The organism is Pseudomonas sp. GW821-FHT02A11, from assembly GCF_059421985.1.
Genome location: NZ_JBWKWB010000001.1, coordinates 66,515 through 92,653, shown reverse-complemented (window position 1 = coordinate 92,653; position 26,139 = coordinate 66,515). Strand labels below are relative to the sequence as shown.

The following is a 26,139-nucleotide window of genomic DNA, read 5'->3' as shown; positions in this document are numbered from 1 at the left end:
AGTCTTCGTGCCTGACGGCGATTGTGGTAACATCCGGCGGTTTCCAAGGGGGCGCGTTGCGGCTCCCTTCACTGCGCAAATCCATGGCTTAACTCGCTGATTTGTCGTAAGTCGCTGCCAGGCAATCGTCGGCGGCGGCGAGCTTCGTTCATCCCGGATGGATGTACGAGGTTTCACCAGAAAAAGGAATCAGGCTTCTCATGGGCGAACTGGCCAAAGAAATCCTCCCGGTCAATATCGAAGACGAGCTGAAGCAGTCCTACCTCGACTACGCGATGAGCGTCATCGTCGGACGTGCTCTGCCCGATGCGCGCGACGGCTTGAAGCCCGTGCATCGTCGTGTCCTGTACGCAATGAGCGAACTGGGTAACGACTGGAACAAGCCATACAAGAAATCCGCCCGTGTGGTCGGTGACGTCATCGGTAAGTACCACCCGCACGGCGACACTGCGGTCTACGACACCATCGTGCGTATGGCGCAACCTTTCTCCCTGCGCTACCTGCTGGTAGACGGCCAGGGCAACTTCGGTTCGGTGGACGGCGACAACGCCGCAGCCATGCGATACACCGAAGTGCGCATGACCAAGCTGGCTCACGAACTGCTGGCGGACCTGCACAAGGAAACCGTCGACTGGGTGCCTAACTACGACGGCACCGAGCAGATCCCGGCGGTCATGCCAACGCGCATCCCCAACCTGTTGGTCAACGGCTCCAGCGGTATCGCCGTGGGCATGGCCACCAACATTCCGCCGCACAACCTCGGTGAAGTCATCGACGGTTGCCTGGCCCTCATCGACAACAACGACCTGACCGTCGACGAGTTGATGCAGTACATCCCCGGCCCTGATTTCCCGACAGCGGGCATCATCAATGGCCGCGCCGGCATCGTCGAAGCCTACAAGACCGGCCGTGGCCGCATTTACATGCGCGCCCGTTCCATCGTCGAAGACATCGACAAGGTCGGCGGTCGTCAGCAGATCGTCATCACCGAGCTGCCGTACCAACTGAACAAGGCGCGTCTGATCGAAAAGATCGCCGAGCTGGTCAAGGAGAAAAAGCTCGAAGGCATCACTGAACTGCGCGATGAGTCCGACAAGGACGGCATGCGCGTGGTCATCGAGCTGCGTCGTGGTGAAGTGCCTGAGGTCATCCTCAACAATCTCTACGCCCAGACTCAACTGCAAAGCGTGTTCGGTATCAACATCGTTGCGCTGATCGACGGCCGCCCACGGATCCTCAACCTCAAGGATCTGCTCGAAGCCTTCATTCGCCACCGTCGCGAAGTCGTCACCCGTCGCACCGTGTTCGAACTGCGCAAGGCCCGCGAGCGTGGTCACATCCTCGAAGGTCAGGCCGTTGCCCTGTCGAACATCGACCCGGTCATCGAACTGATCAAGGCGTCGCCGACCCCGGCCGAGGCGAAGGAAGGCCTGATCAACACGCCGTGGGAATCGAGCGCCGTGGTCGAGATGGTCGAGCGCGCTGGCGCCGAATCGTCCCGCCCGGAAAACCTCGATCCGCAATACGGCCTGCGTGACGGCAAGTATTTCCTGTCGCCCGAACAGGCTCAGGCAATCCTGGAACTGCGTCTGCACCGTCTGACCGGTCTGGAACACGAAAAACTGCTGACCGAGTATCAGGAAATCCTGACTCAGATCGGCGAGCTGATCCGCATCCTCAACAGCTCCACGCGCCTGATGGAAGTCATCCGCGAAGAGCTGGAACTGATTCGTGCCGAATACGGCGATGTCCGCCGCACCGAGATCCTCGATGCGCGTCTGGACCTGACCCTGGGCGACATGATTCCGGAAGAAGAGCGCGTCGTGACCATCTCTCACGGTGGCTACGCCAAGACTCAACCGCTGGCTGTTTACCAAGCCCAGCGTCGCGGTGGCAAAGGCAAGTCGGCAACCGGCGTCAAGGATGAGGACTACATCGCTCACCTGCTGGTCGCCAACAGCCACACCACGCTGTTGATGTTCTCCAGCAAGGGCAAGGTGTACTGGCTCAAGACCTACGAGATCCCGGAAGCGTCCCGCGCTGCCCGTGGTCGTCCGCTGGTCAACCTGCTGCCACTGAGCGAAGGCGAATACATCACCACCATGCTGCCGGTCGATCTGGAAGCCATGCGCAAGCAGGCTGACGAAGAAGAGGCCGAAGGCGTGGACACCGATGTCGAAGACATCGAGAACAGCAACGAGACCGAAGAAGAGCGCAAGGCGCGTATCAAGGCCGCAGACAAGAAGAAGGCACCGTTCATCTTCATGTCCACCGCCAACGGTACGGTCAAGAAGACCCCGCTGGTGGCCTTCAGCCGTCAGCGCAGCGTCGGTCTGATCGCGCTGGAACTGGACGAAGGCGACATCCTGATCTCCGCCGCCATCACCGATGGCGAGCAGGAAATCATGCTGTTCTCCGACGGCGGCAAGGTCACCCGCTTCAAGGAATCCGATGTCCGCGCCATGGGCCGTACGGCTCGCGGTGTACGCGGCATGCGCCTGGCGGAAGGCCAGAAGCTGATTTCCATGCTGATCCCGGAAGAAGGCAGCCAGATCCTCACCGCTTCGGAGCGCGGTTACGGCAAGCGCACCGCCATTACCGAGTTCCCTGAATACAAACGTGGCGGTCAGGGCGTTATCGCCATGGTCAGCAACGAGCGTAACGGCCGTCTGGTCGGCGCGGTTCAGGTGCAGGACGGCGAAGAGATCATGCTGATCTCCGACCAGGGCACTCTGGTTCGCACCCGTGTAAGCGAAGTCTCCAGCCTGGGCCGCAACACTCAGGGTGTGACCCTGATCAAGCTGGCCAAGGACGAAAAACTGGTGGGCCTGGAGCGCGTTCAGGAGCCTTCGGAAGTCGAAGGTGAAGAGCTGGAAGGCGAAGCGTTCGAAGGTGAAGTCGTCGACGGCGAGGTGATGAACCTCTCCGACGAAGGCGATTCGGCCAGCGACCTGCAAGCCGACGGCGCTGCCGACGACGAAGAATCGCAAGACTGATGTAAATGCGGGGGCTGGTGACAGGCCCCTGTTGGAGTGGTCGTGATGTTGGTGTGTCAGGCGCACCGCATCGCGACCGTCGTAACCTCCGATTGCTCCTACAGTGGATCTCGGTCAGCACCTGACTCTGATGTGCACGCGGAACCTGTAGGAGCGGTCGGAGGTTACGACGGTCTGGACCGCATCCGGACGAATGCGGTCTCCCTGACCCGCCGCAACCCCGCAACGCTTCACCCGTTCCAAATTCAACGAGTGACATGACGAGAGTGGATATGAGCAAGCGAGCCTTTAACTTCTGCGCAGGCCCCGCCGCGCTTCCTGATGCTGTTCTTCAGCGTGCCCAGGCCGAGATGCTGGACTGGCACGGCAAAGGCTTGTCAGTGATGGAGATGAGTCATCGCAGCGACGACTACACCGCCATCGCCGTCAAGGCCGAGCAGGATCTGCGCGAGCTGCTGTCCGTCCCCTCCAACTACAAGATCCTCTTCCTGCAAGGCGGCGCCAGTCAGCAGTTCGCGGAGATCCCGCTCAACCTGCTGCCGGAGAACGGCACGGCTGACTACATCGAGACCGGCATCTGGTCGAAGAAGGCCATCGAGGAAGCCCGTCGTTTCGGCAACGTCAATGTTGCTGCCAGCGCCAAGCCGTTCGATTACCTGGCGATCCCGGGCCAGAACGAATGGAACCTGACCCAAAACGCCGCGTATGTTCACTACGCCTCCAACGAAACCATCGGTGGTCTGCAGTTCGACTGGGTGCCCGAAACCGGCGACGTCCCGCTGGTGGTCGACATGTCTTCGGACATCCTGTCGCGCCCGATCGACGTCTCGCAGTTCGGCCTGATCTACGCCGGTGCGCAGAAGAACATCGGCCCGAGCGGCCTGGTCGTCGTGATCGTGCGCGAAGACCTGCTGGGTCGTGCGCGCAGCAGTTGCCCGACCATGCTTGATTACAAGATCTCGGCCGACAACGGCTCGATGTACAACACCCCGGCGACCTATTCCTGGTACCTCTCGAGCCTCGTATTCGAGTGGCTCAAGGAGCAAGGCGGCGTCGACGCCATGGAGAAGCGCAACCGCGCGAAGAAGGACCGTCTGTATGGCTTCATCGACAACAGCGACTTCTACACCAACCCGATCAGCCATAACGCCCGTTCGTGGATGAACGTGCCGTTCCGTCTGGCTGACGAGCGTCTGGACAAGGCTTTCCTGGCCGGTGCCGAAGAGCGCGCGCTGCTCAACCTCAAGGGTCACCGTTCGGTTGGCGGCATGCGTGCCTCGATCTACAACGCCCTGGGTCTGGACGCCGTCGAAGCGCTGGTGGCCTACATGGCCGAATTCGAGAAGGAACACGGCTAATGTCCGAACAAGAACTCAAGGCGCTGCGCGTACGCATCGACAGCCTGGACGAAAAGGTTCTGGAGCTGATCAGCGAACGCGCACGCTGCGCGCAGGAAGTGGCGCGCGTGAAAATGGCTGGCCTGGCCGAGGGCGAAGAGCCGGTGTTCTATCGCCCCGAGCGTGAAGCCGCCGTGCTCAAACGCGTGATGGAGCGCAACCGTGGTCCGTTGAGCAACGAAGAGATGGCGCGCCTGTTCCGCGAAATCATGTCGTCGTGCCTGGCGCTGGAGCAGCCACTGAAGATTGCCTACCTGGGCCCTGAAGGCACCTTCACCCAGGCCGCTGCGCTGAAACACTTTGGCAATGCCGTGATCAGCAAGCCGATGGCGGCCATCGACGAAGTGTTTCGTGAAGTGGCCGCCGGTGCGGTCAACTTCGGCGTGGTCCCGGTGGAAAACTCCACCGAAGGCGCGGTCAACCACACGCTGGACAGCTTCCTGGAACACGACATGGTCATCTGTGGCGAAGTCGAGCTGCGTATTCACCACCACTTGCTGGTGGGCGAGAACACCAAGACCGACAGTATCAGCCGCATCTATTCCCACGCTCAGTCGCTGGCCCAGTGCCGCAAGTGGCTGGACGCGCACTACCCGAATGTCGAGCGTGTGGCGGTGTCGAGCAACGCCGAGGCCGCCAAGCGGGTCAAGGGCGAGTGGAACTCCGCAGCCATTGCCGGAGACATGTCGGCCAGTCTGTACGGCCTGACCCGCATCGCCGAGAAGATCGAAGACCGTCCGGACAACTCGACGCGTTTCCTGATGATCGGCAACCAGGAAGTGCCACCGACCGGCGACGACAAGACGTCGATCATCGTGTCGATGAGCAACAAGCCGGGCGCACTGCATGAGCTGCTGGTGCCTTTCCACGAGAACGGAATCGACCTGACCCGCATCGAGACCCGGCCTTCGCGCAGCGGTAAATGGACCTACGTCTTCTTTATCGATTTCGTCGGTCATCACCGCGATCCGCTGATCAAGGCAGTGCTGGAGCGAATCAGTCAGGAAGCGGTGGCACTCAAGGTGCTGGGTTCCTATCCGAAGGCCGTTCTCTGATCCGCTTTATGGATGTTGAGCCCTGCGGATTTCTTTGAAGAGGTAAGCGGTACATGAGCGGCGACTTCCTCACGCTGGCACAGCCCGGCGTGCAAAAACTATCGCCTTACGTTCCCGGCAAGCCGGTGGACGAACTGGCGCGTGAACTGGATATCGATCCGGCTCGCATCATCAAGCTGGCCAGCAACGAAAACCCGATGGGCGCAAGCCCCAAGGCGCTGGCGGCGATTCGCGAAGCGCTCGCCGAGCTGACCCGTTACCCCGATGGCAACGGTTTTGACCTCAAGCAGCTGTTGTCCGAACGCTGTGGCGTTCAGGCCAATCAGGTGACGCTGGGCAATGGCTCCAACGACATCCTGGAAATCGTCGCCCGCGCCTATCTGGCACCGGGCCTGAACGCCGTGTTCAGCGAGCACGCGTTCGCGATCTACCCGATCGTCACTCAAGCGGTCGGTGCCAACGCGCGCGTGGCCAAGGCCAAAGACTGGGGTCATGACCTTCCGGCAATGCTGGCGTCCATCGACAGCAACACCCGCGTGGTCTGCATTGCCAACCCGAACAACCCGACCGGCACCTGGTTCGGCCCGCGAGCACTCGCTGACTTCCTCGCCGACGTGCCGAAAGACGTGCTGGTGGTGCTGGACGAGGCCTATATCGAATACGCCGAAGGCGCCGAGCTGCCGGACGGCCTGAATTTCCTCGCCGACTACCCGAACCTGCTGGTGTCGCGCACGTTTTCCAAGGCCTACGGCCTGGCGTCACTGCGCGTGGGTTATGCGCTGTCTTCGCCCGTGGTAGCTGATGTGCTGAACCGCGTGCGTCAGCCGTTCAACGTCAACAGCCTCGCGCTGGCCGCAGCCTGTGCCGCGCTGGGCGATACCGAATACGTCGCCGAAAGCCGCCGCTTGAACGAAGCCGGCATGCAGCAGCTCGAAGAGGGCTTGCGCGCGCAAGGCCTGAGCTGGATTCCATCCAAAGCCAACTTCATCGCCGTCGATCTGGGCCGCGAAGCGGCTTCAGTCTACGAAGGCTTGCTGCGTGAAGGCGTGATCGTACGTCCGGTTGGCGGCTACGGCATGCCCAACCATCTGCGTGTGAGCATCGGGCTGCCTGCAGAAAACAGCCGCTTTCTGGAAGCCTTGAGCAAGGTTCTGGCGCGTGGTTGATGTCATGAGCGATGTCACGCCAGTGCAATCCGCTGCGCCTATGATCGGCCGCCTGGTGGTGGTCGGCCTCGGTTTGATCGGGGGCTCGTTCGCCAAAGGCTTGAAAGAAAGCGGCCTGTGTCGCGAGGTGGTGGGCGTCGATCTCGACCCTCAATCGCGCAAGCTCGCCGTCGAACTGGGTGTCGTCGATCGCTGTGAAGACAATCTCGCTGCTGCCTGCGTTGGTGCCGATGTCATTCAGTTGGCCGTGCCGATCCTGGCCATGGAAAAACTGCTGGGCGTGCTCGCCAGACTCGATCTGGGTAATGCCGTGCTGACCGACGTCGGCAGCGCCAAAGGTAACGTCGTGCGTGCTGCGCGCGAAGTGTTCGGCGCTATGCCTGCGCGTTTCGTGCCGGGCCACCCGATTGCCGGCTCCGAGCAGAGCGGGGTAGAGGCGTCCAACGCGCAGCTGTTCCGTCGCCATAAAGTCATCCTTACGCCGCTGCCTGAAACCGATCCCGACGCCCTGGCGCTGGTCGATCGGATGTGGTCGGCGCTGGGTGCTGATGTCGAGCACATGCAGGTCGAGCGTCATGACGAAGTGCTGGCTGCGACCAGTCACTTGCCGCATCTGCTGGCTTTCGGTCTGGTGGATTCGCTGGCCAAGCGCAACGAGAACCTCGACATCTTCCGTTACGCCGCGGGCGGTTTCCGGGACTTCACCCGCATCGCCGGCAGTGATCCGGTGATGTGGCACGACATCTTCCTCGCCAACCGCGAGGCCGTTTTGCGCACCCTCGACACCTTCCGCAGCGATCTCGATGCGCTGCGTGATGCGGTCGATGCCGGCGATGGTCACCAGTTGCTGGGTGTGTTTACCCGCGCCCGTGTGGCTCGCGAACACTTCGGCAAGATCCTTGCGCGTCGCGCTTACGTCGAAAAAGCCGCAGCCACCGACGTGGCCTTTGTCGCTCAGCCGGGCGGTAGCGTCACAGGGCAGATTCGTGTGCCGGGGGACAAATCGATCTCCCATCGCTCGATCATGCTTGGCTCTCTGGCTGAAGGCATCACGGAGGTTGAAGGCTTCCTTGAGGGCGAAGACGTGCTGGCGACCCTGCAGGCGTTTCGCGACATGGGCGTGGTCATCGAAGGCCCTCATCATGGCAAGCTGACCATTCACGGTGTCGGCCTCAATGGCCTGAAGCCTGCGCCGGGCCCGATTTATCTGGGCAATTCCGGCACTTCGATGCGTCTGTTGTCCGGCCTGCTCGCGGCGCAGGCATTCGACAGCGTCCTGACCGGCGATGCCTCGCTGTCCAGGCGTCCAATGGGACGAGTGGCTGAGCCGCTTCGCGAAATGGGCGCGGTGATCGAAACGGCAGCCGACGGCCGACCGCCCTTGACCATTCGCGGTGGCAAGTCGCTTCATGGCATCAGTTACGTGATGCCGATGGCCAGCGCTCAGGTCAAATCCTGCCTGCTGCTCGCCGGGATGTATGCCCAAGGCACGACAACCGTCACTGAACCTGCGCCGACCCGCGATCACACTGAGCGTATGCTGCGTGGCTTCGGCTACCCGGTGGCCGGCAATGGTGCAACGGCGTCGGTTGAGGCGGGCAGCACGTTGACGGCGACGCGCATCGAAGTGCCTGCGGACATTTCGTCGGCGGCGTTCTTTCTGGTGGCGGCGTCAATCGCCGAAGGCTCGGATCTGTTGCTCGAACATGTTGGCGTCAACCCGACGCGTACCGGCGTGATCGACATCCTGCGCCTGATGGGCGCGGACATTTCAGTGCAGAATCTGCGCGAAGTGGGCGGCGAGCCTGTGGCTGATTTGCGTGTGCGTCACGCTAAACTCAAGGGCATCGTGATCCCCGAGTCGCTGGTACCGCTGGCCATCGACGAGTTTCCGGTGCTGTTCGTTGCGGCGGCCTGCGCCGAAGGGCGGACTGTACTGCGCGGGGCACAAGAGCTGCGCGTTAGGGAATCCGATCGCATCCAGGTCATGGCCGATGGTCTGACAACCCTGGGCATCAAGGTTGAACCGACTGCCGATGGCCTGATTATTGAAGGCGGCAATATCGGCGGCGGTGAAGTCAACGGTCATGGTGACCATCGTATCGCCATGGCTTTGAGCATCGCATCGTTGCGCGCGACCGATCCGATCCGGATCCGGGACTGCGCCAACGTAGCGACTTCTTTTCCCAATTTCCTGGCGCTGTGTGCCCAGGTGGGTATTCGTGTAGCGCAAGAGGGGCAATCGTGAAAGTTCAAGCTCCGGTCATTACGATCGACGGACCAAGCGGTTCCGGGAAGGGTACGGTAGCCGGTATGCTGGCCAAACGTCTGGGGTGGTGCCTGCTGGATTCCGGCGCGCTGTACCGTCTGCTGGCCTTCGCCGCGCGCAATCATGGCGTTGACCTGACCAACGAAGAAGCGCTCAAGCTTCTGGCCGCGCATCTGGATGTGCAATTCGAGGCGGCGACCGATGACCACGGTCAGCGCATCATTCTCGAAGGCGAGGACGTCACCCTGGAGATCCGCAATGAGCAGATCGGCAGCGGTGCATCGCAGGTGGCGTCGCTGCCGGCGGTGCGTGAGGCGTTGTTGCAGCGCCAGCGTGCGTTCCAGGAGTTTCCGGGCCTGATTGCAGACGGTCGCGACATGGGCACGGTGGTGTTCCCCGCCGCGCCGTTGAAGGTTTTCCTGACCGCCAGCGCCGAAGAGCGTGCCCGTCGCCGATATTTGCAGTTGAAGGCCAAGGGTGACGATGTTAGTCTGTCGAGTCTGCTAGATGAGATACGTGTCCGCGATGAGCGCGACACCCAGCGAGCGGTAGCCCCGCTCAAACCAGCGCATGACGCTATCCAGCTGGATTCCACCGAATTGTCCATCGAGCAGGTGCTGGAACGCATCCTGAGTGAAGTCGCGATTCGCGATCTCGCTGGATGACCAGGAAGCCATGTGGGAGACCAGTCATAGTCCCGCAGGCTTTCTTTCATATGAACGAAACCCACGTTGTCTGGAGCGTGGCAGATGGGCGTATTCTTCGCCCTTATCAACAGGAATTAAAATGAGCGAAAGCTTTGCTGAACTTTTCGAAGAAAGCCTAAAGACTCTTAACCTTCAGGCCGGTTCGATCATCACCGCGATCATCGTCGATATCGATTACCAGGCTGGTTGGGTCACCGTTCACGCTGGTCTGAAGTCTGAAGGCCTCATCCCGCTGGAGCAGTTCCACAACGATGCTGGCGAGCTGACCATCAAGATCGGCGACGAAGTGCACGTTGCGCTGGACGCGGTCGAAGACGGCTTTGGCGAGACCAAGCTGTCCCGCGAAAAAGCCAAGCGTGCTGAGTGCTGGATCGTTCTGGAAGCGGCTTTCGCAGCTGAAGAAGTGGTCAAGGGCGTTATCAACGGTAAGGTTAAAGGCGGCTTCACTGTCGACGTTAACGGCATCCGTGCGTTCCTGCCAGGTTCTCTGGTTGACGTCCGTCCAGTGCGCGACACCACGCACCTGGAAGGCAAAGAGCTGGAATTCAAGGTCATCAAGCTGGACCAGAAGCGCAACAACGTTGTCGTTTCCCGTCGCAGTGTTCTGGAAGCCGAAAACAGCGCCGAGCGCGAAGCTCTGCTGGAATCGCTGCAGGAAGGTCAACAGGTCAAGGGTATCGTCAAGAACCTCACCGATTACGGCGCATTCGTCGATCTGGGTGGCGTCGATGGCCTGCTGCACATCACCGACATGGCCTGGAAGCGCATCAAGCATCCATCGGAAATCGTCAACGTTGGCGATGAGATCGATGTAAAAGTCCTGAAGTACGATCGCGAGCGCAATCGTGTTTCCCTGGGTCTGAAGCAACTGGGTGAAGACCCATGGGTTGCTATCAAGGCACGTTACCCAGAAGGCACTCGCGTGACCGCGCGCGTCACCAACCTGACCGACTATGGCTGCTTCGCTGAGCTGGAAGAAGGCGTGGAAGGCTTGGTACACGTTTCCGAAATGGACTGGACCAACAAGAACATCCACCCGTCGAAAGTCGTACAAGTCGGCGACGAAGTGGAAGTCATGGTTCTGGACATTGACGAAGAGCGTCGTCGTATCTCCCTGGGCATCAAGCAGTGCAAGTCGAACCCGTGGGAAGACTTCTCTGGCCAGTTCAACAAGGGCGACAAGATCTCCGGCACCATCAAGTCGATCACCGATTTCGGTATCTTCATTGGTCTGGACGGCGGCATCGACGGTCTGGTTCACCTGTCCGACATCTCCTGGAACGAAGTGGGCGAAGAAGCCGTACGTCGTTTCAAGAAGGGCGACGAACTCGACACCGTGATCCTGTCTGTTGATCCTGAGCGTGAGCGCATCTCGCTGGGTATCAAGCAGCTGGAAAGCGATCCGTTCTCCGAGTACGTCACTGTCAATGACAAAGGTGCTATCGTTCGCGGTACCGTTAAAGAAGTTGACGCCAAAGGCGCCATCATCACTCTGGCCGACGACATCGAAGCTACCCTCAAAGCCTCCGAAATCAGCCGTGACCGCGTTGAAGACGCGCGTAACGTCCTGAAAGAAGGCGAAGAGATCGAAGCCAAGATCATCAGCGTTGACCGTAAGAGCCGTGTGATCAGCTTGTCCATCAAGTCGAAAGACGTTGAAGACGAGAAGGAAGCGATTCAGAGCCTGCGTAGCAAGCCTGACACCGCAGAAAACACGGGTCCTACCACTCTGGGTGACCTGTTGCGTGCTCAAATGGAAAAACAGAACTGAGTTCTGTCTGACCAGTGAAAAGGGCGACTTCGGTCGCCCTTTTTTGTGGGCGGTTGTTTGGTACTGGATCAGTCCTGACGCCTGAGCAATCAAGCGAAACGCCGCGTGCGACAAGGTCCGTCGGGCGAGTGGTGAAAAATAATGTCTGGTTGCCTGGACTCTCGGCTCATATATGTGCATGCGTGGGGTGGCAAAATGTTTTCCCGCGTGCTAAAACCTTCAAAGCGCTTAACCTAGCTGCTTGAAAAAGAAGGGAAAAATATGACGAAGTCGGAGTTGATCGAACGAATTGTCACCCATCAAGGACTGCTCTCATCCAAAGATGTTGAGCTGGCCATCAAGACCATGCTTGAACAGATGTCGCAATGCCTTGCCACAGGCGACCGTATCGAAATCCGGGGCTTCGGCAGCTTCTCCCTGCACTACCGCGCCCCACGCGTAGGCCGGAACCCCAAGACAGGGCAATCCGTGAGCCTCGACGGAAAATTCGTCCCGCACTTCAAACCAGGAAAAGAGTTGCGCGACCGCGTGAACGAAGAGGAGGAGCACGGGCTCCAATAAGCCTCTAGGGGGATTTGATGCGCAAACTCAAACACCTGATCTTCTTTGTCGTCGTCGTGCTTATCGTATCGGCGACGGTAGTGTTCGTGTTTGAAAACCAGCAGCCTGTGGCGTTGGTGTTCTTCGGCTGGTCGGCGCCTGCGTTGCCGATGGCTGTGCCGGTGATTGTCGCGTTACTCGTCGGGATGATGATCGGACCGATCCTCGCCTGGTTCGCGGGCCTGCGTGGCAAAACCAAACGCTCGCGTCTGGTCTGAGCGTTGTTGGACACTGCTTAACGCTGGGCATGTGCCTAAGCTAAAGTGTTCCTGAATACTTCCGAAAAATCTCGAAAACCTCTTTGCCTGATTTTCATGTTTTGAAGGGGTAATCTCTGCTGCTTTCTAGCGGGCGGATCAAGAGAGTGCCTTACATGCCGTACCCAAAAATCACCCACCATGGCGCCGTAGAGGGTTTTTCCCTCTGTTCGGTCTATGTTGAATATGACATGCAATATCTTCAAGAACACTGGTCTGTGCCGAGCTCTGAGGGAGGCTCTTCCCAAGCGCCGATTTGCCCGATCTCACATCCCTGAAAAAAGCTGACATTCCGTTGCTCGAAAGTGCATAGGGCTACTGTTTGCACGAGGATCGCGCTACGCGCCAGAAACGGCTGGAGGCCGTCATTGACAGAGTGCTGGCTGATAGCGGTAGGGTGTTGATCCCGGCATTCTGCGTTGGTCGAGCGGTGGATTGCTCTACAAGTGTCGAGGACACTCTTTACCCCAAGGTGCAGCCGGTGATAGTGAGCCCGAGGCAGGCGAGACGACGCAATGCCGATCACCTGGTTCAATGGCTGGTGATCCTCGATTCTCCACTCGCGCGGTGTTCAACGGAAGTCTGCAAAGCATTTGATGACATTTGGGGCGATGAAAGGGGGCAGTGCGTGCGCTGCGGCCGCAGCCCACTGGATTTCGATCAGCTGATCATCGACACCCGGAGTCAGCATCTGCAAGCCGTAAGCAGCCTGGTGATTGCGGGGCCTAGAAGTATGGGGCAAGGAGCGTTACCAGGCAATGGCGGTATGTAGACCATTGGTGGCTACTCTGCTCATGCTGTTCAGGAGGAGATGCTTGCGTTTGTTACAGGAATGAAACAAGGGTCGCGCGAGCCAGAGTTAGTTCATGGGGCGGGACTGCACTTAGAAGCTTGAGCAGTCGCTCGAACGCAGGTACGCAGCACGATCGAGGACGTTAATGGCGCGTTAGTCCTCCTACTGACGCAAATTATCATTAACGGGCGAGTGTGCCTTCCACCCGTCTAATTCGCCGCTTTGCGGCCTGCGATAATGTCCTTATGATGTCACGGTTTCAGGATGCTCGTCCGAAATGCTTGAAAAGGCTGGAATTCATCAAAGTGAACATTCGTAAATTTGTTTGCTAGCTGTAGAATAACGGCCTGCTTGCGTAGCGCGCACGTCAAGAAGCCCGTCACGGCTGGTTCAAGCGCAGGGCCGACGAATTCTGATTGCGGTTTGTAACACTACTAATACCTTTGCCGGGTGCTGAACCTGGCGAGGACTAAGGATTTTAGAATGGAATTGATTCCCGTAATCATGTCTGGTGGCGTAGGCAGCCGACTGTGGCCAGTTTCCCGTGAGACCCATCCCAAACCGTTCATGCAGCTGCCTGATGGGCAGAACCTTATTCAAAAGACTTTCCTTCGCGCCTCGGACCTTGACGGCGTCGTTGAAATACTTACCGTCACCAATCGTGAGCTTCTGTTCAAGACCGAAGATGAATATCGCGCGGTCGACCACGCGCATCACTCGCAAAGCTACATTCTTGAGCCTTTCGGCCGTAACACTGCTGCCGCGGTGGCTGCTGCCGCATTGCAGCTTCAAGAGACTCGTGGCGACGATGCCTGCATGCTCGTGCTGGCGGCGGACCATCTCATTCAGAATCACGCGGCATTCGCTGCTGCGGTCAATAGCGCAGTGTCGCTCGCCTCTCAAGGTTGGCTTGTCACCTTCGGGATCCAGCCAACCTATCCCGAAACCGGTTTTGGTTACATAGAAGCTGATGCGCGCAACAGGCTCGAAGCGGGCCAGAAAGTCGCCCGGTTTGTCGAAAAGCCTAACCTTGAAACCGCCAAAAGCTATGTAAGTGCCGGTAATTACTACTGGAACTCGGGCATGTTCTGCTTCCGCGTTGGCACCGTACTGGAAGAATTGCGTGATCACGCGCCTGACGTCGTCGATGCTGTGATCCAGACGCTTCAGGATTCCCGTCTGTCGACCGCCAAGGGGTATAGCTGTCGGGCGCTCGATGCGGATGCCTTTGCCAAGGTCCCGGACATTTCCATCGATTACGCGTTGATGGAACGCTCTGCAAAGGTTGCGACGATTCCTTGCGACATCGGTTGGAGCGACATCGGTTCGTGGAACGCGGTGAGCGAGCTGACCAGAGAGGACGAAAATGGCAACCGTTTCGAGGGCGAGGTGTTGTCACACGGCTCCCGCAACAACTACGTCAACAGCGAAGAGCGCCTGACCGCGCTGGTGGGGGTACAGGATCTGCTGGTGGTGGACACGCCAGATGCGTTGCTGATCACCAACAAAGAGCACGCTCAAGACGTCAAACACATCGTTCAGCAGCTCAGGTCAGGTGGGCATACTGCGCACCTGCTGCATCGCACGGTGCACCGTCCGTGGGGTACCTACACCACCCTGGAAAACGGTGACCGCTTCAAGATCAAACGTATCGTGGTCAAGCCAAAGGCGTCACTGTCCCTGCAAATGCACCACCATCGCAGCGAACACTGGATCGTGGTCAGTGGTATGGCGGTGGTGATCAACGATCAGCAGGAATTGATGCTCAACACCAACGAATCGACGTTCATCCGCGCCGGTCACAAGCATCGTCTGCAAAATCCGGGGGTCATCGACCTGGTGCTGATCGAAGTGCAGAGCGGTGATTATCTGGGCGAGGACGATATCGTGCGCTTCGAAGATAATTACGGTCGAGTGGATAACTAATCGCCATTTTCAGTGCCTAACCCTCGCCTCGGGCGTTCCGCACGGGGTTTGCGTGCAGTCTGCTGGTGAGGCTGCTTCATACTGAACAAAGAAACCTTCGGGTTTTTTGTCGCATAGGTTTTTACACATGAATTCCGTCTATCCCGCTATTCAGACACGCTGCTTCAAAGCCTACGATATTCGTGGTCAGGTCCCTACCGACCTGGATGCCGACATTGCCTATCGCATTGGTCGCTCGATGGTAGTGGAACTGAGTGCCAAAAATATCGTGGTTGGCAGAGACATGCGTCTCGAAAGTCCATCCCTTGCCCAGGCTTTGATCAAAGGCATTCAAGACGCCGGCGCGGATGTCATCGACATCGGCCTGTGCGGTACCGAAGAAGTGTATTTCGCCACCAGCCACTATGTCGCCGACGGCGGTGTGATGGTCACTGCCAGCCACAATCCGAAGGGTTACAACGGTATGAAGCTGGTGCAGCGCCAATCCCGCCCGATCAGTGGAGACACGGGTCTGGATGCGATTCGCCAGCGCGTGGACGCCGGTGATTTGGGTGAAGTCGCTGCGGATGTTGGCAGCGTAAAATCGGCTCCTGACAAGACGGCGTACATCGAACACCTGTTGGGTTATGTTGAAGATGCCGATTTGCGTCCGCTGAAAATCCTTGCCGACCCGGGTAACGGTGCTGTAGGACCGGCCCTACAGGCGATCAAGGACAAGCTGCCGTTCCAATGGGTGATCATTAACGCTGAGCCTGACGGCAACTTTCCCAACGGCGTGCCCAATCCACTGTTGCCGGAAAATCGCAGTATTACCCAGGAGGCCCTGCTCAAGCACGGTTGTGATCTGGGCTTGGCTTGGGATGGGGACTTCGACCGCTGTTTCTTCTTCGATGAGAAAGGCCGTTTCGTGGAGGGCTACTACCTCGTTGGGTTGCTGGCCGAAATGCTGCTCAAGCAACACCCGGGCTCGAAGATCATTCATGATCCACGCCTGACCTGGAACACGATCGATCAGGTCAACCTGGCGGGCGGCACTCCAGTGCTGTGCAAGACCGGCCATGCCTTCATCAAGGAGCGCATGCGCAAGGAGGACGCAGTATACGGAGGCGAGATGAGCGCCCATCATTACTTCCGCGATTTCGCCTACTGCGATAGCGGCATGATCCCTTGGTTGCTCGTAACTGCGCTGATGTCGGTATCCGGAAAAACCCTCGCGCAACTGGTGGATGAGCGCATCCAAGCCTATCCCTGCAGCGGCGAAATCAATTACAGGGTGGACGACGTCAAGGCGGTACTGGGCAAAGTCTACGACCACTACTCCCCGACCTGCTCGCACATCGACAAGACTGACGGTATCAGCTTGGAATTTGACGAATGGCGTTTCAATTTGCGCGGCTCCAATACCGAGCCACTGCTGCGTCTGAATGTTGAGAGCCGTCGCGACCCGCAACTGGTGACGGCGAAGGTCAAGGAAATCGAGGGGTTGCTGAACAGTAAATAGAAAGGATTTAACACGCAGTCCCTGATCACCAGGTCAGGGACTTTGGAGCCGTCCCATCGCAGGACGAAATTGTACTGTTGCATGCCCAATTGAATGGTGAAGAAGATGAGTGACAAGAAAGTAGCGTTGATTACCGGTATCACGGGGCAGGATGGTGCCTATCTGGCTGAGTTCCTTCTAAAGAAGGGTTATTCGGTGCATGGCATCAAGCGTCGTAGTTCGCTGTTCAACACTGCGCGTATCGACCACCTGTACCATGATCCCAACGCTCAAGGCTACGATCTGACCCTGCACCACGGCGATCTGACCGACTCCAGCAGCCTGATCCGTATCGTGCAGGAAGTGCAACCGGACGAAATTTACAACCTGGCTGCGCAGAGCCACGTAGCCGTTTCCTTCGAAGAGCCGGAATACACCGCCAACTCCGACGCGCTGGGTGCATTGCGCTTACTGGAAGCGATTCGCATCGCTGGTCTTGATAAGAAAACCAAGTTCTATCAGGCGTCCACCTCCGAGCTCTATGGTCTGGTTCAGGAAATTCCTCAGAAGGAGACCACGCCGTTCTATCCGCGCTCTCCTTATGCGGTCGCCAAACTGTACGCCTACTGGATCACCGTCAACTACCGTGAATCCTACGGAATCTACGCGTGCAACGGTATCCTGTTCAACCATGAATCGCCGATCCGTGGTGAAACCTTCGTAACCCGCAAGATCACCCGTGCGCTGGCCCGTATCAAACTGGGTCTGCAAGAGTGCCTGTTCCTGGGCAACATGAACGCCCTGCGTGACTGGGGCCATGCCCGCGATTACGTCGAAATGCAGTGGCTGATGCTGCAGCAGGAAGTGCCGGAGGACTTCGTGATCGCCACTGGGGAGCAGCATTCGGTTCGTGAATTCGTGGAAGTCGCCGCCAAGGAAATGGGCATTGCCATTCGTTGGGAAGGCGACGGTACCGAAGAAAAGGGCTATGACGTTGCGACCAACAAGTGCATTGTTGCCGTGGACCCTCGCTACTTCCGTCCTGCCGAAGTGGAAACCCTGCTGGGTGACCCCAGCAATGCGAAGAACAAGCTTGGCTGGGTACCGACCACTACCTTCGCCCAGCTGGTTGAAGAAATGGCGCGTGAAGACCTGCGTGAAGCCGAGCGCGATCAGTTGGTCAAGCAGCACGGCTACAAGTATTTCAACACTCAAGAATAATTGGGGTTCTGAATGATTCCCGTATATCAGCCCCATCTGGGCGGCCGTGAAAAAGAGTACGTCAATCAGTGTCTCGATTCGACATGGATTTCCTCGCGCGGAGAGTTCATCTCCCGCTTTGAGACCGGTTTCGCCGACTATATCGGTTCGGAACACGCGACCACTGTCAGTAACGGTACGGTCGCGCTGCATCTGGCCATGGCTGCGCTGGAAATCGGTGCAGGAGACGAAGTAATCGTCCCGACGCTGACCTACATCGCATCCGTCAACACCATCATGCAAACCGGCGCGACCGTGGTGTACGCCGAATCGTTGGCCGACACCTGGAACGTCAGCGTCGCGGACATCAAGGCGCGTATCACCCCCAAGACCCGTGCCGTGATGGTCGTTCACTTGTACGGTCTGTCCTGCGACATGGACGCGGTGGTTGCGCTTTGCAACGAGCACAACCTGCTTCTGATCGAAGATTGTGCAGAGGCCTTTGGTTCTCTGTACAAAGGCAAGCATGTCGGTACCTTCGGCGATGTGGCGACCTTCAGCTTCTTCGGCAACAAGACCATCACCACCGGTGAAGGTGGTATGGTCGTGTGCAAGGACAAGGCAGTGCATGATCGTGCTTGCCATCTCAAGAGTCAGGGTGTGTCCAAGACGCGAGAGTATTGGCATGACGAACTGGCCTACAACTACCGCATGACCAACATCTGTGCGGCAATTGGCCTGGCACAGTTGGAACGCGCCGACGAAACAATCGCTCTGAAGCGTCAGCTGGCCGACTGGTACCGCGAAGCCCTCGAAGGGCTGCCACTGGCTCTGCATGCGGAACCTGAAGGCTATCGCCACTCTTATTGGATGTGTTCGATCTTGCTGGACGATCCGGCTCAGCGTCAGCCACTGCGTGATCATCTGAAGGAGAAGGGTGTCGAAACCCGTCCTCTGTTCCCGCCAGCTCACACCATGCCTCATTGCAAGACGGAAGAACACTTTCCTGTCGCGCAAAGCTTGGGCTCTCGCGGAGTGAACCTGCCGAGCTTCCCTACGCTGTCGCGCGAGGAGGTGCAGCAGGTTGCAGATGAGATCAGGGCGTATTATTCGAACTGATTGAGTAAAACCCATGAGGTCCATGCCTCATGGTTCGGTTTCAAGCAACGCGCCAGGCAATGCCTGGCGTTGTCGCCAAATATTCCAGAGGAAATAATGATTTCATATTTTTCCCGTGTATGGGATGCACGCTATTTCTGGGTGCATCTCGCTTTGGCAGACCTCCGCTCTCGGTGGAGGCGTTCTTTTTTTGGCGTACTTTGGTCAATCATCCAGCCACTGGGATTGACGCTTTTGCTGAGCCTAGTGTTTAGCAAGATTTTCAACACTGAAATCGTGACATATGCCCCCTATGTTCTGTCGGGCATCATTGTCTGGGATTTTATTTCTGCCAATACTGTGGCCGGCTCTCTGTCTTTTGTGCAGGCAGACTCCTACATCAAGCAATGCAACCATCCGCTGGCCATTTATACGTTGCGGACAGTGGTAGGCAGTTCGATCGTTTTGATGCTGGCTAGCGTTTCGTTGTTCGTTTGGGTATTGATCGTCATGCCCCAGAATTTCGGCTGGTGTTGGCTGGCTGTGCTGACGCTCTATCCTTTACTTGCATTGATTGCATGGCCGGTAGCGACCCTGCTTTCCTATTTTGCTACACGCTTCCGTGATATCCCGCATGTATTGGGCTTGGCCATGCAGGCGCTGTGGTTTGTCTCCCCTGTCTATTTCGAGGCAAAACTATTTAAGCAGGGCGGTCTGCATGCCCTGGTGGACTATAACCCCATCTATCACATTCTGCAGCTGATCCGGGCACCATTGTTGCAAGGGGAATGGCCTACGCTTGACAACTATTTGTTCAGCTTCGGCACAGTTCTGGTTTTTGCTTTGATGGCGTTGCTTGTCGGGTCGAAATCCGAACGGAAAGTGGTTTTTTATCTATGAACAGCAATCGCATAACGCTTAATGGCGTCAACCTGCATTATGCTTCGGTGGCCTATAAAGAGCGCTCGATGAAGTCTCTGATGGCCGGTATTTTCAAAGGCAGAGGTCAGGGCAGGAGTCAGGTCGCTGACATCCATGCGCTGAAAGACGTCAGCCTCGAAATTGTCAGCGGTGAGCGCGTCGGACTGCTCGGCCACAATGGTGCGGGTAAAAGTACGTTGCTGAAGACCATGGCTGGGCTCTATCCCATTTCTGCCGGACAATTGGAAGTCGTGGGACAGGTTCGTTCACTGTTCGACCTGAGCCTTGGGTTCGAACCCGACGCATCCGGCCGAGAAAACATTCTCTACCGTGGCCTGCTCTTGGGGGTTTCTCCACGGTTCATGCGCGAAAGAGAGGCGGCAATCGTGGAATTCGCGGGGCTGGGCGAGTTCATCGACTATCCGATCAAAACCTATTCTGCGGGCATGCAAGTGCGCTTGGCGTTCGCCATCTCTACTACGGTCGGCGGTGACATTCTGCTACTGGACGAGGTGATCGGGGCGGGTGACGCAAACTTCATGGCAAAGGCCAAAGCACGTATCACCGAATTGATCGAGCAAGCAGAAATACTCGTCTTGGCGTCTCATGACCTGAGCGCCTTGCGTTCGATTTGTACCAGGGGCCTGGTGTTTCACCACGGTTCGCTAATGTTTGACGGTGGAATTGAAGAATCCATCGTAGAATACGCAAGAATTAATGGATTGAATAATGTCGGCTAAACCGTTGCGTGTGATGTGGCTGCTGAACCATGGGTCTGCGCGGAAGTTTGAACTCCCCATGCTTAAGGCAGTAGGCATCAATGAGATCTACTTGCCAAAGAGTTATCCACAGGAAATCGGCTTTCGGTCTGCAAGCGTTGATTATTCTGAAGACGCGAATCTGACGATTCCTGCGGAAGATCTTGAGATTCTGAATGCTCAGAATTGGTATGTCGCGCCGACCAAAGAGGCGTGGGCAATCGCTAACAAGCATTTTGATATCTGTTTCTTCATCTGTCATTCCCTTGGTTTCATGAACGAAGTTGCCCGTTCGTTTGATGGTGCTGCGATTTGGCGTGCCTATGGACTCGACCGAAGCATTACCTATGCCGATGTCGTGAAGGCGCTTCATTATGGTAGCCAGTCGGTCAAGCGTCTGGGCCGTCGCCTCTGGTTCGGGATCGCCTACGATCACTTAGCAAATGTCGAACCTCTTTATCTTCAGAAGCGGCAAGTCTTCCTTCCCTTGGGGTTAAGCAATTGCACGATTACCGATACCTGGAAGGGTCGCGACAAGCAGATTTTCTTCGTCTGCCCTGATATCGGCTTCAGCAGTTACTACAAAAAGGTCTATGACGAGTTCAGGCGCGACATGGGTGAGTTTCCCTACAAGATCGGCGGATCTCAGCCTATTGAAGTAGATGACCCAGATGTGCTCGGATTTGTCACTAATGAGCAGCATGAGCGGAACATGACCGAGTCCCGGCTCATGTTTTACCACTCCAGTGAACCCAACCATATTCACTATCACCCCTTCGAGGCTATCAGGGTTGGCATGCCATTGGTGTTCATGGCGGGCGGCATTCTTGATCGGATGGGTGGGATCGGGCTGCCCGGGCGTTGCGAGAGTATTCTCGAGGCCAAGGACAAGATTCGCCGGATTCTCAACGACGACGAGAAACTGATTCAGCGTATCCGCACATCGCAACGTGTTCTGCTCGAAGGCATGCGTGCCGAAAACCTGGTAGAGGCCTGGCATCTTGGATTCGAGAAGATCTTGGCGGAGCTGGCTGCATACCGAGAAGAACTACCCCAGCGTCCGGTAACGAAGAAGAAAAAGATCGCTGTTGTGGTGCCCGTGGAATATCGGGGCGGTAGCTTGCGTGGTGCCAAGCTTCTGGCACAAGCACTTTATTCCGGCAGTCGAGATTGGGATGAGCCCGTCGACGTTGTCCTGCTCCATTTGGACCTTCCAGATAGTTACCCGGACGAAGAATTCTCCGATATAAACGACAACATCCAGAGACGTTCGTATCGTTGGCGGATGCTCGACGCGAAGACCGCGCGTCGTGCCATGCGATATGCCGGCCATGAAGGCTGGGAACCTACTTCCGGCAACTACATGGTGCCAGACGACGGCATCAAACAGCTGCTCGATTGTGATGCCTGGGTCATCGTATCTGACAGGGTTAACGCGCCACTGCTGCCGCTGCGCCCATGTTTATTCATGGTTTATGACTATCTTCAGCGTTATGAACGAGCGCTGTCGGGTTCGGACGAGCACTTTATTCATGCCGTCCGGCGTGCACAGAAGGTGTTGGTCACAACTGACTTCACCCGAGATGATGCCATCCAGTATGCAGGGGTCGACGAGAAGCGTTTGGTTAAACTGCCGATGCTCGCACCTGATTTTTCCAAGGGCTTTGAACATTCTTTCGCTTCACCGGCTGCTAAACATTCCTATTTTTTGTGGACCACAAATGCAAGCGCGCACAAGAACCATGAAAATGCATTCAAGGCGCTCAGCTATTACTACAGCACGCTGGATGGCAAGCTGGGGTGCAAGGTGACGGGGGTGGGTACCAAGAAGCTGTTAAAAAGCGAGCTTAACCATCTCCAACCTGCGATTCAGCTGTTCAAATCCAACAAAGCGTTGAAGAAAAACGTGAGTTGGTTAGGAGAGCTTCCGGATTACGAGTATCGGTCTTATCTGGAAAATGCTGCTTTCCTGCTCCACGCGGGAAAAATTGACAACGGCACATTCAGCGTTATCGAGGCCGCCTACTATAACGTGCCGTCCTTGAGCAGCGATTATCCCGCCATGCGAGAAATCGATGAACAATTTGCGCTGAATCTGACATGGATGGATTCAGGTGATTATAAGAATATAGCCCATCGGCTCAAGGAAATGGAAATCTCTCACTTGTCCAAGTCTGCATTATTGCCCAGCCACGATCGCTTGAACGAGCAGCATGTAGACCGGTTGGGTGGCAAGTATTGGGAGGAGATCAGAGAATGTCTGTAAAGCACTATGGTATCTATCTGGCGTACGCGCCAGGTCTTGACTTGCGGCACGAAGGCCTGGGGCGTTACCTAGCGGCCTTCGTCAAAGGCGCTTCCGAGCGCACTGATGTGAAATTCGCACTCGTTTGCCCGAGCTGGTCGCGCGCGAGTCTGGTGGATCTTTTTTCCAGCGAAGGCATCAGTGACGAGCAACTCGAGATTTTCAGCCCAGCCAGCAAACCGATGCTGCTGAGGATTTACGAAGCCTATCTGAATCGTAAAAAGCGCAAGCGAAAATCGATTCTCAAACGCTGGGTTGCCGAAAAGTTCTATGGGTGCAGGCAAGCTCTGCTTGACCACGTCGAACAGCGATTGGTGGTCGCCCATAACGCGGCTGGGGTCTTACTGCTATTAATCGAGGCCTTCTTGGCTGCAATCGCGGCGGTGGTGTTGAGCCCACTGCTGCTGCTTGCGCTGCCGGTCTTGCTTTTCCGTGCAGGTAAACGCTTGGCAAGACGAATCCTCAAGCCTCTCAAAAAAATCAACATCTGGTTCACGGGCGCTGTGGGGGAGCCTAAGGACGACGCCTTCGTGCTGCGCCTTTACAAGCGTATGGAGGTCGTGGAGTCGGAACGGATGCTTGCGATCATTAATCGCATGAGCGAGGTACGCGCTTGGTACAGCCCGACGGCATTCTGGCCTGCCTTCAACCAAATCAGGGCCCCAAAGCTGATGTGCGTGCCGGATGTGGTGCTGTCCGACTTTCCGGTGGGCTTTTCCCGCGTCGGCGGGGACCGTTATCTGCAAACGTTCGAAGCGGTGCGCAAGGCTATTCAGACTGGCGAGCACTTCGTGACGTACAGCAATGCCATCAAGTGGGAAACGCTGGTCGACCATTATTCTGTACGGCCGTCGAGCGTCACGGTCATCCATCATGCGCCCAACATGCTTAATCAGTGGGTCACGACCCGAGGCTTCCATGACTTGGACGCGACATCGACGCATTACTGCTCGACTCTCCTTTCCAGCGCATTACGTAAGTCTTCAAATAAGAATTACACCGTCGGCTTCATGAACAGTGAGTTCAAGTTTCTGTTCTACGCTAGTCAGTTTCGGCCGAACAAGAACATGCTCACTCTCCTCAGAGCTTATGAACATCTGCTGCGCCACGAATTCGTTACGCACAAACTGGTGCTTACCGGGGATCCTGAAAAATTCCCGATGGTCAAGAAATTCATCGCTGAGCATGGGCTGCAGAACGACGTATTGTGCCTCTATGGTTTGAGCGTTCAGGAACTGGCCGCCTGTTATCGTCTAGCAGATGTCGCGGTGAACCCTAGCTTGAGTGAGGGTGGCTGCCCATTCACGTTTACTGAGGCGCTGTCTGTCGGTACGCCTGTGGTCATGGCTAGGATTCCGGTCACTGAAGAAATTCTCACAGACGAAGGTATGCAGGAAAAGACATTCTTCGATCCTTATGACTGGCGTGACATGTCGGCGCGGATCCATTGGGCGATCCAGAACCGGGATGCGCTGGTTGAATTGCAAACTGTAACTTACAAACATTTGGTCAGCCGTACCTGGACCGATGTCGTCAATGAGCATATTCAAGTGCTCGATGTGATCTCTGCCGATGCGTCGGTCATACAAGAAGGTGCTGCTGCATGAGTGCCCGGAGACTTTTGATCCTGGGGTTTGGTGGGCATGCCCGTAGCGTGGCGGATGTCGCATTGTCACTGGGCTACGATGACTTGTTTTTTCTGGATGAAAAGGCCAGGCCCGGAGAGCGGTTCTGTTCATTTGCGGTCATGGCGGCTATCGACTTCGATCCCGGCGAAGGTTGGGAGGTGCTGCCGGCGTCCGGCGATAATGGCAAGCGCAAGGAGCAAATAGAGTGGGCGACACAGAGCGGCTTTAAAGTGGCTACTCTGATTTCTGCTCGCGCCACCGTGGGAGCGGGCGCGACGGTCGGGATCGGAAGCTTCGTTGCGCACCACGCGCATATTGGGCCGATGGCGACCGTTGGCGCGGGCTGCATTATCAACACCGGTTCAATAGTCGAGCATGAGTGCGCCATTGGCGACTACACGCACGTTTCAGTCAATGCTGTTGTCGCCGGGCGCAGCCGTGTAGGGCATCAGTGCTTCATTGGCGCAAGCGCCACTGTGATTGACGGTATTTCGATTGCAAACGAGGTGACACTCGGCGCGGGAGGGTGTGCGGTAAAAGACCTGGTGCAGCCGGGCATCTATGTGGGGATACCTGCACGCCGCGCTGGCTTGCCTGCATGAAGGTTCTTCATTTCTTCAAGACCTACTTGCCCGACACGATGGGAGGCGTCGAGCAAGTGATCTTTCAGCTGGCTGAAGGCGGCGTGCGCGTAGGAGTTGAGGCGCAAGTGCTGTCGTTGGGCAAGGGGCCTGTGGTGCACGATGGTCGTGTGGGCCAGCACGAGGTGCACCGTGCTCGACAGGATTTGCATCTGGCATCAACGGGTTTTTCCCTGAGCGCCTTCGGTATGTTCAAACGTCTTTGTCGGGAAGTGGATCTAGTGCACTACCACTTTCCGTGGCCCTTCATGGACGTGGTGCACTTTGTCAGCCATGTAAGCATACCGTCTGTCGTCACTTACCATTCCGACATCGTCAAGCAGAAAACGCTATTGAAAATGTATTCTCCCTTGATGAATACATTTTTAGGCAGTGTCGATGCGATTGTCGCTACCTCGCCCAATTATCTGGCCAGTAGTTCAGTGCTCCAGCGTTTTCAAGATAAAGTGAGCGTCATTCCACTCGGGATTGATCCGCAGACCTATCCAGTGCCCGACACCAACTCATTGGATCGGTGGCGCGCGGTTGTAGGCGAGCGTTTCTTTTTGTTCGTGGGTGCATTGCGCTATTACAAGGGGCTGGATTACTTGCTGGACGCAGCGAAGTTGACTGGGCTGCCGGTGGTCATTGTGGGGGGCGGGCCGCTCGAGCAGGCGCTCAAGCACAAGGCAAAATCGCTAGAGCTGGCAAACGTGCTTTTTCTGGGCGGGCTGTCGGATGGAGATAAGTCGGCGCTAATGCAGTTGTGCAATACAGTGGTTTTCCCTTCACATCTTCGTTCGGAAGCGTTCGGCGTGACCTTGCTCGAGGGCGCAATGTACGGCAAACCGCTGATTTCCTGTGAAATCGGCACGGGCACCACCTATGTCAACATTCATGGCCAGACCGGCCTGGTCGTTAATCCTGGCGACGTTTCTGCGCTAGCGGCGGCGATGCGACAGCTTTGGGATGATCCGGCATTAGCGACTCAGCTAGGCAAGTACGCGGCCATGCGTTTTGATGAATGTTTCAGGGCCGATACGATGGTTGCCAACTATAAAAAATTATATGGCACAGTCTTGGCAAGGTGACCGTAGCGCATCAGACTGCGATTCCTCTCGGAGCGCTTATCCCTATCCGCTGCCGATAGCATCTTTGGAAACGCTGCGGTCACAGCTTTAATGGGATTTGC

General features: G+C 57.0%; 19 protein-coding genes. All 19 read left to right on the top strand.

The genetic code is table 11. The annotated features are described in order from the left end of the window. The first annotated feature begins 200 nt into the window (after positions 1-200). The 19 genes from gyrA (at position 201) to AC07V9_RS00335 (ending at position 26,038) form a co-directional block, all read left to right on the top strand. Positions 201-2,996 (top strand): DNA gyrase subunit A, encoded by a 2,796-nt coding sequence (gene gyrA / locus AC07V9_RS00425; protein ID WP_495013731.1) that lies wholly within the window; start codon positions 201-203, stop codon positions 2,994-2,996. Between the two features lie 272 nt (positions 2,997-3,268). Beyond that, positions 3,269-4,354 carry a 3-phosphoserine/phosphohydroxythreonine transaminase gene (gene serC, locus AC07V9_RS00420; protein WP_495013730.1) on the top strand — a complete coding sequence of 362 codons (1,086 nt, stop codon included), beginning with the start codon at positions 3,269-3,271 and terminating at the stop codon, positions 4,352-4,354. Beyond that, complete coding sequence (gene pheA, locus AC07V9_RS00415) at positions 4,354-5,448, top strand: prephenate dehydratase (protein WP_495013729.1); 1,095 nt, start codon at positions 4,354-4,356, stop codon at positions 5,446-5,448. The genes serC and pheA overlap by 1 nt, the downstream gene beginning before the upstream one ends. A 53-nt stretch (positions 5,449-5,501) precedes the next feature. Beyond that, a complete protein-coding gene (gene hisC, locus AC07V9_RS00410; RefSeq protein WP_495013728.1) occupies positions 5,502-6,614 on the top strand; it encodes a histidinol-phosphate transaminase in 1,113 nt (370 codons plus the stop codon). 40 nt (positions 6,615-6,654) lie between these two features. Beyond that, positions 6,655-8,862, top strand: coding sequence for a bifunctional prephenate dehydrogenase/3-phosphoshikimate 1-carboxyvinyltransferase (locus tag AC07V9_RS00405; protein WP_495014110.1), 2,208 nt, complete (start codon positions 6,655-6,657; stop codon positions 8,860-8,862). Then, a complete protein-coding gene (gene cmk / locus AC07V9_RS00400) occupies positions 8,859-9,548 on the top strand; it encodes a (d)CMP kinase (RefSeq protein WP_495013727.1) in 690 nt (229 codons plus the stop codon). The genes AC07V9_RS00405 and cmk overlap by 4 nt, the downstream gene beginning before the upstream one ends. A gap of 121 nt (positions 9,549-9,669) precedes the next feature. Continuing rightward, complete coding sequence (gene rpsA, locus AC07V9_RS00395) at positions 9,670-11,361, top strand: 30S ribosomal protein S1 (RefSeq protein ID WP_495013726.1); 1,692 nt, start codon at positions 9,670-9,672, stop codon at positions 11,359-11,361. 261 nt (positions 11,362-11,622) lie between these two features. Next, positions 11,623-11,922, top strand: a complete 300-nt coding sequence (gene ihfB, locus AC07V9_RS00390) for an integration host factor subunit beta (protein ID WP_108237235.1) — start codon at positions 11,623-11,625, stop codon at positions 11,920-11,922. 17 nt (positions 11,923-11,939) lie between these two features. After that, complete coding sequence (locus tag AC07V9_RS00385) at positions 11,940-12,179, top strand: lipopolysaccharide assembly protein LapA domain-containing protein (protein WP_495013725.1); 240 nt, start codon at positions 11,940-11,942, stop codon at positions 12,177-12,179. 1,315 nt (positions 12,180-13,494) lie between these two features. Next, positions 13,495-14,937, top strand: a complete 1,443-nt coding sequence (locus tag AC07V9_RS00380) for a mannose-1-phosphate guanylyltransferase/mannose-6-phosphate isomerase (RefSeq protein WP_495013724.1) — start codon at positions 13,495-13,497, stop codon at positions 14,935-14,937. Between the two features lie 127 nt (positions 14,938-15,064). Further along, positions 15,065-16,438: a phosphohexomutase domain-containing protein gene (locus AC07V9_RS00375; protein ID WP_495013723.1), complete on the top strand. Its 1,374-nt coding sequence runs from the start codon at positions 15,065-15,067 to the stop codon at positions 16,436-16,438. Positions 16,439-16,543: 105 nt separating this feature from the next. Beyond that, entirely contained in the window at positions 16,544-17,638 is a 1,095-nt protein-coding gene (gmd, locus tag AC07V9_RS00370; protein WP_495013722.1) for a GDP-mannose 4,6-dehydratase, read from the top strand. 12 nt (positions 17,639-17,650) lie between these two features. Continuing rightward, positions 17,651-18,736 (top strand): DegT/DnrJ/EryC1/StrS family aminotransferase, encoded by a 1,086-nt coding sequence (locus AC07V9_RS00365; protein ID WP_495013721.1) that lies wholly within the window; start codon positions 17,651-17,653, stop codon positions 18,734-18,736. Then, a complete protein-coding gene (locus AC07V9_RS00360) occupies positions 18,737-19,615 on the top strand; it encodes an ABC transporter permease (RefSeq protein ID WP_495013720.1) in 879 nt (292 codons plus the stop codon). Beyond that, a complete protein-coding gene (locus AC07V9_RS00355; RefSeq protein ID WP_495013719.1) occupies positions 19,612-20,376 on the top strand; it encodes an ABC transporter ATP-binding protein in 765 nt (254 codons plus the stop codon). The genes AC07V9_RS00360 and AC07V9_RS00355 overlap by 4 nt, the downstream gene beginning before the upstream one ends. Then, positions 20,366-22,660: a glycosyltransferase gene (locus AC07V9_RS00350; RefSeq protein WP_495013718.1), complete on the top strand. Its 2,295-nt coding sequence runs from the start codon at positions 20,366-20,368 to the stop codon at positions 22,658-22,660. The genes AC07V9_RS00355 and AC07V9_RS00350 overlap by 11 nt, the downstream gene beginning before the upstream one ends. After that, a complete protein-coding gene (locus tag AC07V9_RS00345; protein WP_495013717.1) occupies positions 22,651-24,306 on the top strand; it encodes a glycosyltransferase in 1,656 nt (551 codons plus the stop codon). Before AC07V9_RS00350 ends, AC07V9_RS00345 begins: the two co-directional genes overlap by 10 nt. After that, positions 24,303-24,929, top strand: coding sequence for a NeuD/PglB/VioB family sugar acetyltransferase (locus tag AC07V9_RS00340; protein ID WP_495013716.1), 627 nt, complete (start codon positions 24,303-24,305; stop codon positions 24,927-24,929). Before AC07V9_RS00345 ends, AC07V9_RS00340 begins: the two co-directional genes overlap by 4 nt. Beyond that, positions 24,926-26,038 carry a glycosyltransferase family 4 protein gene (locus AC07V9_RS00335; RefSeq protein WP_495013715.1) on the top strand — a complete coding sequence of 371 codons (1,113 nt, stop codon included), beginning with the start codon at positions 24,926-24,928 and terminating at the stop codon, positions 26,036-26,038. The genes AC07V9_RS00340 and AC07V9_RS00335 overlap by 4 nt, the downstream gene beginning before the upstream one ends. The last annotated feature ends 101 nt before the right edge of the window (positions 26,039-26,139 follow it).